This is a genomic window from Rheinheimera riviphila, from assembly GCF_004005945.1.
GTDB classification, from domain to species: Bacteria; Pseudomonadota; Gammaproteobacteria; order Enterobacterales; family Alteromonadaceae; genus Pararheinheimera; species Pararheinheimera riviphila.
Genome location: NZ_SACS01000011.1, coordinates 151,239 through 161,979, shown reverse-complemented (window position 1 = coordinate 161,979; position 10,741 = coordinate 151,239). Strand labels below are relative to the sequence as shown.

Annotated in this window: 8 protein-coding genes; 3 read left to right on the top strand and 5 right to left on the bottom strand. The window is 45.2% G+C overall.

What is annotated here, in order from left to right; all coding sequences use genetic code 11:
• Positions 1 to 291 precede the first annotated feature (291 nt).
• The 5 genes from EOE67_RS11805 to EOE67_RS11785 all read right to left on the bottom strand — a co-directional run bounded on the left by EOE67_RS11805 (position 292) and on the right by EOE67_RS11785 (position 6,215).
• Positions 292 to 1,128, bottom strand: a complete 837-nt coding sequence (locus EOE67_RS11805) for a THxN family PEP-CTERM protein (RefSeq protein WP_127699276.1) — start codon at positions 1,126 to 1,128, stop codon at positions 292 to 294.
• Between the two features lie 368 nt (positions 1,129 to 1,496).
• Positions 1,497 to 2,318: a THxN family PEP-CTERM protein gene (locus tag EOE67_RS11800; protein ID WP_127699275.1), complete on the bottom strand. Its 822-nt coding sequence runs from the start codon at positions 2,316 to 2,318 to the stop codon at positions 1,497 to 1,499.
• A 151-nt stretch (positions 2,319 to 2,469) separates the two neighbouring features.
• On the bottom strand, positions 2,470 to 4,128 hold the full coding sequence (locus EOE67_RS11795; RefSeq protein ID WP_127699274.1) for an FAD-binding oxidoreductase: 1,659 nt from the start codon (positions 4,126 to 4,128) through the stop codon (positions 2,470 to 2,472).
• 52 nt (positions 4,129 to 4,180) lie between these two features.
• Positions 4,181 to 5,059, bottom strand: coding sequence for a PEP-CTERM/exosortase system-associated acyltransferase (locus EOE67_RS11790; protein ID WP_127699273.1), 879 nt, complete (start codon positions 5,057 to 5,059; stop codon positions 4,181 to 4,183).
• A 256-nt stretch (positions 5,060 to 5,315) separates the two neighbouring features.
• On the bottom strand, positions 5,316 to 6,215 hold the full coding sequence (locus EOE67_RS11785; RefSeq protein ID WP_127699272.1) for a patatin-like phospholipase family protein: 900 nt from the start codon (positions 6,213 to 6,215) through the stop codon (positions 5,316 to 5,318).
• 142 nt (positions 6,216 to 6,357) lie between these two features.
• Here EOE67_RS11785 and EOE67_RS11780 point away from each other — a divergent pair, with 142 nt between their 5' ends.
• The 3 genes from EOE67_RS11780 to prsR are packed head-to-tail and all read left to right on the top strand — an operon-like array spanning position 6,358 to position 10,563.
• Positions 6,358 to 7,101 carry a S1 family peptidase gene (locus EOE67_RS11780; protein WP_127699271.1) on the top strand — a complete coding sequence of 248 codons (744 nt, stop codon included), beginning with the start codon at positions 6,358 to 6,360 and terminating at the stop codon, positions 7,099 to 7,101.
• A 14-nt stretch (positions 7,102 to 7,115) separates the two neighbouring features.
• Entirely contained in the window at positions 7,116 to 9,143 is a 2,028-nt protein-coding gene (gene prsK / locus EOE67_RS11775; protein ID WP_127699270.1) for an XrtA/PEP-CTERM system histidine kinase PrsK, read from the top strand.
• A gap of 25 nt (positions 9,144 to 9,168) precedes the next feature.
• Entirely contained in the window at positions 9,169 to 10,563 is a 1,395-nt protein-coding gene (prsR, locus tag EOE67_RS11770; protein ID WP_127699269.1) for a PEP-CTERM-box response regulator transcription factor, read from the top strand.
• The last annotated feature ends 178 nt before the right edge of the window (positions 10,564 to 10,741 follow it).

The following is a 10,741-nucleotide window of genomic DNA, read 5'->3' as shown; positions in this document are numbered from 1 at the left end:
ATTGCGAAGAAGTGGACAATGCCACTTAGGGACTGGAAACCGGCGATGAATCAGTTCATTATCATGTACGGTGACCGTGTATCGCTATGATAAACAGCCACTTACACAGAAAATTTTACATACTCGATTTTTTATACAACGGGTTCCCATACGCGACACTTTTGCCGATAGCACAGGAAAGAATGAATGCTGAATGATAACCGAATTGAGCACCAGAATAGAAAAAGCCAGACTTTGGATCTGGCTTTTTTGTATTGATTTTTAATTCAAATGTTTACAGTCAAATCAACATTATTTACGTGCTAAGCGGCGACGGCCATACATCACTAAACCCATCAGGCTTAAACCAAACACCGCCAAACCTGCTGGCTCCGGAACTTCTGGGATTAATTTTGCATCAATCAACAAACCAAATTGAGCTGAAGTAGCCGCTTTTTCTTTAGTCTGGAAACCCAGACAACCTGCAGCAGCATCAGCAGCGGCACAAGCGTCATCCGACAGTGCAGTCAGTGATAAGGTTGTTTCAACGATATTAGTGGTATAGGTGTAACCATCATAATCAAACGAATCTGACAGATTACCAATTGAGATTACAAAAATGTCATCACAAGCTGATGCACTGTCAAAACCACAATCATTGTCATTTGGTGTTTCGGTAAAGTTAATGGTGAAATTTAATACTTTTGGTGGGAAAAAATCATCTGCTTCAACCGGTAAAAATGGTTTCAGTTTCAAAGTGGTTTTTAACTGCGCGCCAACTAGCGTACTAAAAGATCCTTGAAGGGTGTTGTTCCAGTGCGTGATGATATTGGTCAAAGCAGGAATAATACTGCCTGTAACCAAATCAGTACCAGAAGAAAAGCTGTCAGTCAGAATTAACGCACTGCGAGCAGTACCAATACCAGCGGATTGGTTGGTATAAGCGGCAGTACCGCCCCAGCTGATTTCAGTTGCATCCTGAATTTGAGTACCTACACCTGCATCAAAAGATGCGCCGGTCCATTCTGAAAAAACTTCATACTCCCAGTCTGTTACTAAAGCAGCTTGCGCGATTTGCGGGAGTATTAATGCACAAGCAACAATTGTACTTTTTAATAGTGTTTTCATAACGTTCTCCATTAGATCCATAAGTTATTCAACCGCGACATAGGAGTACTGCGTTAATGTCTTACTTTAATAAAGCATAATATAGGCCAAACTTAATTTGCCTATATTTTCATCAACTTACTTAGAGAACTTAAAGGCTGGTGTAAACAAATTTGACGTTGCTGCGGAGGCCTGTTGCTGCGGAAATTGCAGACAAACACTAAAAAATGTATTTCAATCGATAGTCAAAGGCGATGATTTTTGCAACGAGGGACAGGATTAAGGCGCGACGAGACATGTCAAGTTAGGTCTCAATATCAGTATCGCAGATGGGCATTCATATTATAAATCAGAGTTTTAAAACAAAAATCCCCGGATTAATCCAGGGATTTTTTATACATCAGTAATGGTTAAACTGCTGCTTTTTTATTGCGACGCAGCGATAACATTACTAAAGACAAACCAAGGATGCCTACTGTTGCTGGTTCTGGAATCGTTTCCAGACGAGCTAAGAATTCGATTTGGTTGTTTGAAGATTCAGCAGTAACCAGAGTTACAGTACCATCAGGGTTGGTGATTGAAGTCACACCGCTTAATGGGTTCAGCTTGAAGCTGATTTGGTACATCTGACCTTCTAAATCTTTAAATTTGATTGACGGCAGTTGCAGGTTTACTGAGAACGTATCATCACAACCAACAGTTGATAACTGTGGAGTTGGGCATTTAGTTGGATCAGTGTTGTTTGGTGTTTCTTTGAACTGAATACCAACTTTAGCTGGAATTACGAACAGTGCTGGATTCACGATTGCGAACAGAGTAGCTAACTCTAAAGAAGCCAGAGAAGCGCTGCCTGCTGGGATAGTCTGGTTACGGTGAGTTACCAGGCCTGTCTGAACCCAGTCACCATTAGTAACTAAGGTGCCGCTTTTTGAAAGAATGTCTAAACCGCTTTTCGCTGAAGATGAACCCCAGTTTACAGTGCTGTATGCACCAGCGATTGCGCCAACTGCACTGCTGAAAGTCAAACCACAACCATTTGCTGCGTTGTTGATGCCTGCGGCACAATCCAGATTTGTTGCTGTTGAGTTGATACGAGTACCAGAGTTTAAGCCATCAGCTAACCAACCACTTTGGGTTTCGAAATCTACTGACATCAGAACTGCAGATGCTTGAGTGCTTACTAAAGTTGCTAACGTCAGCGCGCCAGCTGTAACAATTGATTTTAACTTCATTTTACTACCACCATTTAATTTAAACTGCGCCTGACTTTCGTACGGCTACGTTAGGACTAACAGAATAATGCACATGGCGTGCCAACTTTATTTTTCCATTAAAATCAACACGTTACACAAATTTACATGTTCCTATTTTTTGCTTCGTAAATTATTCTGACAGTTCTTGCATAGGATCTGCAATATAACGTCCCGGTGCCAGAATACCTGCAGGATCAAGACAACCTTTTAATCGTTGCAATAACTGACGGTAAGAGACATCGCCGGTGGTATTGAGGAGTTTCATCATATCGACGTCTACCCGATACGGGTAAAAACCGTGCTGGAACATCTGTTGATATAGCTCTAAGCGGCAGGCAAGAGCTTTGTCGTCCCAGCTTTGACCGTCAGGTGCAATTGCTTGTCGGTCAAACAGCAAACTAATCACCGCATCCAGACAACGCTCGTTCAGTAGGGTAAAAGTCACACCGGGCTCAAAACCATGACGCGTTAGTACATCACTGATAATATTCATCAGTTCACGCGCTGTTGCAGATGTTGCAGGCCCCACAAAGGCACACCAGATCAATCCGACCCCATCCCGATCCAAATCAACATCAGCGGACGCTTTTTGCTGCTTACGCCAATAAGCACTGCTTAAAAACTGACTGCTAGGTAACCCTTTCATCATATTATGAACAGGACGCAACACTTTGAGCATGCCGGGAATATCCATCCTCGTGATCAAAGCAATCAACTTCTGATAACGTTCGATAAAACACAAAAGCTCGTCGCTGATAAAATTGAGCCTGGCGGCCGGCACCTTCGATAAAGCCCGTCGTACTTGGCGTTTGGCATTCGCAACTTGCTCTTTCGTGCCGTACAAGGCGCCGGAAACATTCCAGTTACCGACCTGCCATTTTTGCTGCAATTCAGTTTTTAACACCGCAGGTAAAGGAAAACCCGTCTGCTTTAATTCTTGCGCCCGTTGCCACGGATATTGCTGCATGCCGCCCAACACTCTGAATTCATTAGCAATGTGTGGTAAGCTGGTAATGATTCCTTGCTGTTTTAATGGCGTGAGTGCTGCAACAATTGCTTCCAATGCGGCATCGGTTTTTGCCGACAAATAAAACGCGATAAATTTCTCTGGTTTTGGCATCAGCCACAAGGTCATACTTAACACGATGCCAAGGTTGGATTGCAGAAACAATTGATCCAGACCTGGCCCTAATCCCCACTTATACAAGCCAGCGGCCTTGGCGTTGTCAAAACGATGAAACCCGGTGTGAATAATGCTGCCGTCGGCGAGCATCACTTCAAGTCCAGCAATAAAGTTTGCATGTTCACCGTAAGGTGTATGCCCAAAACCACGCTCGACGGTGTTGCCGACAATACTGCAATCCGGATGAGACCCGGTGCAATCCATCCAGTCCATGCCGCCTTGTTGCTGCAGATATTCCGCCAGTTCTTGTTGGGTTACTCCGGCTTCGACCCGGACCACATGTTGTTGTGGCTGATAGTCACTGATTTGCTTCAAGCGGATTAAATCAATTAATACGGCCTGCCGGCAGCTCGGAACTCGTGAGCCATAACCCCAGTTTTTGCCGGAGCTTACCGGATACACGGCAATATTAAATTCCGTAGCGATCCGAAGGCAGGCTGCGAGTTGTGTTTTATCCGGCCGTAAAATGGCCAGCACTTGTGAAGTCGTCAGGAAAGTTGCGGTGGCTGCTAAGTGGGTTTGCTCAGTGTGCGTGATCACCTGATCAGCGCCAAGAAGTTGCTGCCATTGCGCAACGGCAGCGGCAAAAGTGTCTGAATGAAGCATGCGAAATCCTTGCAAATCAGCAGCAAACACCTTTGTTGCTTGCTGCAAATCGTTACCGGGTCAGAATTCCGGACTCTAAAGGTTGAAAACCAGCACCGGAAGGCGGTGTGCCGTTTGAGCCAGACTGCACCGTGTTGGCAAGTGATTTTTCAATTTCGAACAGTAACTTTTTAAAACCTGGCGACAGACCATCAAACAACATTGGTTTGTTAATATAAAAAGGTGCGCGACGCCCATGATAATCAATCACCGGTCCAATCTGATGAAACTTAATCCCGACAAACGCCAGACTTCTGGCAAGCCGCGGTTCCATCATCACAAACGCATGTTCTTTTTTGGCATGAAATGCGGTTGAAGCGGCGGAGAAATAGAGGCAAAGGGCGATATATGGAAAACAACGTAGCTCAGTGCCTGAATAGGTATCAACGTTAATAGCACCAGTTGCGGCGCCTTTAAACTTATCTTGTTCCCGGCGACGGAAATGTTCCAGCACAGCCAGCCTGGAGATTTCGCAGATTTTTTCCCGCGGAAACGCTTGTGGCGAAAACTCATGATCAGTAATTGAATGCAAACAGTATTTTTCAATCGGCAATTGCTCTTCATTACAGCTTGATGTAATCAGCCGAACTGTACCCGCCATGTTGCCGCTGGTCATGTGTTTGACATAGCAGTGGATTGAATGTGCGTCAAAATCGTCCAGTTCAAGCTGATTGGGCTTTTCATCTTCGAATTTGAGCTCCTCGCAATATACCTTGTGGCGTAAGCGGAAGACCTGTTCTTTTAATTCTTCGGTATTGGCGATATGCGGCTGTAAAAATTGCGAAAAATGTTTAGAAATATTGTTCGCATTATTACTGGCCAACATGCCAATGATTTTCCGGACCAATCCGCCGATCAGCGGTATTTTCTGCAATTTGTTTAAATGTTTCATACCCGACCTGATCAATTTAGAGGTGAAATGCTTTGCCTTGCAGTTCAACAGCAACCTACCGCAAAAGTACCATTCATTTTTCAGAACCTGAAAGGTCAACCGCCCCTGGTTATTACAACAAACTTTTGTTTTGATTAAATTTCCTTCTAAGTCCTTGCTACGGACTCAGCACATCAACTCTCTACGGACAAAACTATCTCAAAACTATCTCAAAACTATAGCAATATTCATTTCCAGTATAGAGACATGCACTAACTTAAAGCAATTCAAACTGTTTCTCACGTTGATGAACGACCAGATCGCGCTTTAACCAGTTTAATTTTTGCGGAATAACCGTCATCGCAGTGTCATATCCCTGGCGTAGCAAAATTAGTTTTTTCTCGATGGGTAACGCAAAATCAACCGATGAAACAGAGCCGGTATTAATAAGTACTGTATTGTGCCAGTACTGTGCATGGACATATTCTCGGGACATTGCCGTCATAAAAGTTTGAATAAGCATCAGAATATACGACACCAATGGGAAATAACGGTGTTTTATAATCGGCCGGTCTTCGTTATCACTTTTCAACCTAAAACATACCACCGGCACCGCCCGCCCCGACCAATCCTGATGTAACGCATCCTCCGCCAAAATGACACCATCAGCCATCACATGATTTTCAAAGGTTTTAAACGAAAACAGTAATGGGATTGACATCGAAAATCGCACCGCCTGCGACACTTTCATATCCGGCGTCCGCTCTTTGTTAAAAATAACCGGCCCGCCACCGTTGATATCAGTGGCTAACACATGTAAATCGACTTTCAGATCGCGAAACAACACGCCATCCAACTCTTTATCCATCCAGTTTTCAAAGGTATCGCCGCTGGACAACCCGCCGGTGCGGATCAGATTCAGCAAAGAAAACCCTTTAAATTGTTTAAAATCAGTATGTAAAGCTAATTTCTGCATTTCGTCGATCGACTTTCCGGCAGCCAGCATCGCCGCGACAATACTGCCGCCAGAGACACCAACCACATGCGAGTAAGATAATTCCAAATCCTCCAGCGCCATCAGGATGCCGACATAGCAAGGCAATCTGGTGCCGCCGCCGGAAAAAATTGGCACAATTTCCTGAATTTTCTGAGGTTTTTGCTCTGGCACAGCCGTCATAACCGCTCCGGGAATGCAACCTGGTTGCATTAGTAACTTTCAGTATGTACCAATTTGCTAAAGATGCTAATTCAGTTTCGCCCAAGCCACCGACTGGTTTACACTAAATCTCGGTTTACTTAGCACAAGGATGAAGTCAGTGATGAAACTGTTTTGGATTACTTGCCTCGGAATTTTCAGTGTTGCCGCCGCAGCCAATAATTTGCCGCAACTGATCCCCAAAATGAAGCCATCCGTTGTTGCCATCGCGTTGTACAATCCAACCGGCTCGCCCAGATTAAAGCTCATCGGCAGTGGTTTTGTGGTCGCGCCAGGCAATCAAATCGTCACCAATCACCATGTGGTATCAAAACTACCGGACGAAAGCAAAAACGAGCGTTATGTGGTGTTATCCGGCCACGGACAGGATCCGGTGGTCCACCCTATTCTTTCCAGAAAAAATGATCCAATGCACGACTTAGCCGTGTTAAAAATTGCCGCAACCCTACCGGCAATGAAGCTGGCCGATAAAGAATATACGCCGGAAGGAACAGCGCTGGCGTTTACCGGCTATCCGATCACCGGCGTGCTAGGCTTGTACCCCGCGACGCATCAGGCGACGTTAAGCGCGGTAACGCCGATTGCGATCCCACAAGACAATTCTAAGGCGTTGAATCCAAAAACACTGCGGCAATTGCAGCAACCCTTTATGGTCTATCAGCTGGACGGCACGGCCTATCCTGGTAATAGCGGCAGCGCTTTATATCGTCAGGAAGATGGTGTCGTGGTGGCGGTCATTAATATGGTGTTGGTCAAAGGCAGCCGTGAAGCAGTGCTCAGCGACCCGAGCGGAATTGCCTATGCCATTCCGGTGGTTCATCTACATCAACTGCTTGCTCAACCTTAAGGTTAGACTTATCCATGTTTGAAAACTTCCAGCCTGGCCATTTTGGTTTTGCACTTGCTGCTTTAGGGTATGCATTGTTCTGGACTTTACAGCTAACGGTAAAAACCCAAACGGCGCATAAACATTTATTGAGCACCTATACCATTCTCAGTGTGTTATGGGCCTTTGATAATTTTCGTGGTAACGAACTGCCATTTGTCGAACTCAACTCGTTCCTGATTGAAAGTACCCATAAAATGCTGCTGGCACTTTTTTTGCTGGCGGCGCTGAATCGTACCGACGTGACTATCCGCCAACTTTTTGCCACCACAAAAATTAAAATTGTCTGTCTGATATTTGCCAGCTGGCTGGTGTTTGGCGGCTGGATATACGCCGATCTCGGCGCACGGCTGATGGGGACTTTGCTGCTGACCGTGGTGATGTTGGCATTGATTGAAGCAATTTATCGGCAGTCTGGTAGTCAGAAATGGCAATTCAAGCCAATGATTATCGCGTTAGGGATCTGTCTATTATTAGATTTTTATCTGTTAGCTGAAGCGGCCCTGCTCGGCAAAGTCAATCAGCAAACCTGGCAGGCCCGTGGTTTTGTGCATGTGATGATGTTGCCGTTTTTGGTGGTTGCGGTAAAACGGATTAAATCCTGGGGCATCAACGTTTATGTCTCCCGCGATATCGTGTTGCAAAGCTCGTTGGTACTCGCCGCCGGCGTATATTTGTGTTTATTGGCGATTGTCGGTTATTACCTGAGCTACATCGGTGGTAACTGGACCACATTACTGCAAGTGGTGTTTGTGGTCGTCGGCACCGCATTATTTTGCACATTGGTCTTTTCTGACGCCATTCGCCGTAAATATAAAGTCTTCATCGAAAAGCATTTTTTCGCCAACACTTTCGATTATCGGGAAAAATGGGTCGAATTAACCCGCGAGCTGAAAAAAGTTGAAATTGCCAACCAGAATGCACCTGCGGTCTGCCTGACAGCCTGGTGCAAAGCCATAGGTTACAGTGATGGCGCTTTAGTGAAACTAACGATGACAGAGGCGCCAGAGGTACTGGCGACGACGCCAAACTATCAACTAAGTACTGTTGATTTACAAATCGCTGCCATATATCAGCAAAAATTCGGTAATAAAAATTGGTTGTTGGACTTCAGTGATTTGAACGACCACGATGTCAAAGCCATTCATCAAGAACTGAACGGTTTGACCGAAACTTTTGCCTTATTGGTGCCCTTCTATCAAAACAACCAATTGTGGGGTTGCTGCCTGTTAAAGCCCTTGGCGACCGAACATCTAAAACTGAACTGGGAGTTACGTGATTATCTGAATGCCGTATCAGAACAAATTTCCAGTTATCTGTTTATGAGCGAAGCCAGTAAAGAACTTTCGGAAAATGCCCAGTTCATGGCGTTTAGCCGCATGTCCGCCTTTGTCGTTCACGACTTAAAAAATGTCAAAGCACAAATTGATATGTTGCTAAAAAATGCCAAACGTCATCGGCATAACCCAGAATTTGTTGATGACGCTTTTGAAACTATCGAGGCAATGCAGAGCCGACTGCAAAATATGCTGTCGCAGCTGACACAAAAACAAACGGGTAGCGAGCATAAAAAAACGGTGGTGATGGCGCGGTTGTTACAGCAACTGATTACTGAACGTTGCGCCGAGCATGAGCCATTGCCGCAACTGCAGGTTATTCAGGACTGTGAGTTGTATATCGACCATGAACGGCTGTGTAATATCCTGTTCCATCTGATTGATAACGCCCAACAAGCGACAGCCGCCGACGGTTCAGTAACGGTGGAATTAGCGGTTCAGAATGAAACCATGATCCTGAAAATTATCGATACCGGCTGTGGTATGAGCGCCGAATTTATTAAAGAGCGTTTGTTTAAACCTTTTGACACCACCAAAGGTAATGCCGGTATGGGTATTGGTGCTTATGACGCACAAAATTTTATTCAACAAAATCAGGGGCAACTTTCGGTATTCAGTGAAGTGAATATTGGATCTACCTTTACTATTCAGCTTCCTTTACACTAATAGAAACTTTTACACGGAACGTGATATGAAAACTTTACTCGCAATTGACGACGATTTAGGGATCCAGAAACAGTTAAAATGGAGTTTAACGGATTACGAAGTCGTGTTCGCGGAAGACCGTAATTCAGCATTACAACAAGTGCGCCGCTACGAGCCTGCGGTTGTCACACTTGACCTTGGTTTACCACCAGATCCAACCAATGCCTCAGAAGGCATGGCCTGTCTGACTGAAATTCTGCAGCACAACCCGGACACCAAAGTGATTGTCATTACCGGCAGTACCGACACCGAGCATGCGCTGCAAGCTGTGGCGCTTGGCGCTTATGACTATTACCAGAAGCCAATTGATGTTGATGTGCTGAATGTGATTGTCGCCAGAGCCTTTAAACTCAGTGAACTGGAAGCAGAAAACCGGGTACTGAAATCGGCGAACTACAAAAGCCAGGACATTATCGGAAACAGCGAATCGATTTTAAAAGCCTGCCGCATGGTGGAGAAAATCGCGCCAACTGAAATTACCACTTTATTGCTCGGGGAAAGTGGTACCGGTAAAGAAGTGTTCGCCCGCTCTATTCACAAACAAAGCCCACGAGCCACCAAACCTTTTGTCGCGATCAACTGCGCATCTATTCCGGATAATTTACTGGAAAGTGAGTTATTTGGTTATGAAAAAGGCGCATTTACCGGCGCGCACAAAACCACCTTAGGAAAAATCGAAACCGCCAATGGCGGTACGCTAATGCTGGATGAAATTGGCGATATGCCATTGGCATTGCAGGCAAAAATGCTGCGGTTTTTACAAGAACGGGTGATTGAGCGGGTTGGCGGTCGCAGCGAAATTGAAGTGGACGTCCGGGTCGTCTGTGCCACCCACCGCAACCTGGCGGAGATGGTCGCTGAGCAATCATTCCGCGAAGATTTGTTTTATCGAGTCAGCGAAATCACCTTAAATATTCCACCACTGCGCAATCGCGGTCAGGATATTGTTGTCATCGCAAAATCGCTGCTTCAGAAATTCAATCAAGAATTTAATACGAATATTCAAGGGTTTACTGAAGATGCTATCAATGCCATGCTCGGGCATCGATGGCCAGGCAACATCCGTGAACTGCAAAACAAATTAAAATCTGCGGTCATTATGGCGGATAACAAATTTATCAGTGCCGAAGATTTGGGTTTAATCGTCGATCACAATGCCAGTTCACCGCTGCTTACTTTACGAAAAGTGCGGGAACAAGCCGAAACTCAGGCCATCAGGCATGCGTATAACCTATCAAACGGCAATCTGTCGAAAACAGCCGATGTGCTTGGTGTGACACGACCAACGCTGTATGCACTGATCGACAAGTATAAAATGCTCGATCTGCGGGCTCCGGATCCTGACAATCAAAATCAGGTTTCACCAGATCAACTCGCCTGATTAACTCCTGAATAAGCTGGTGTCTTGGTAACTCGCTCCAATGGCACTAGCGATTCAATATAAGCCTGTACTTTTTCATACCTGCGCCCAACCTCAATCGCGACACCTACTCTGAACAAGCATGGTGATTGTACAAAAGTTAATCTCTAATTGTTGTAGATATAAAAAAACCCGCCGA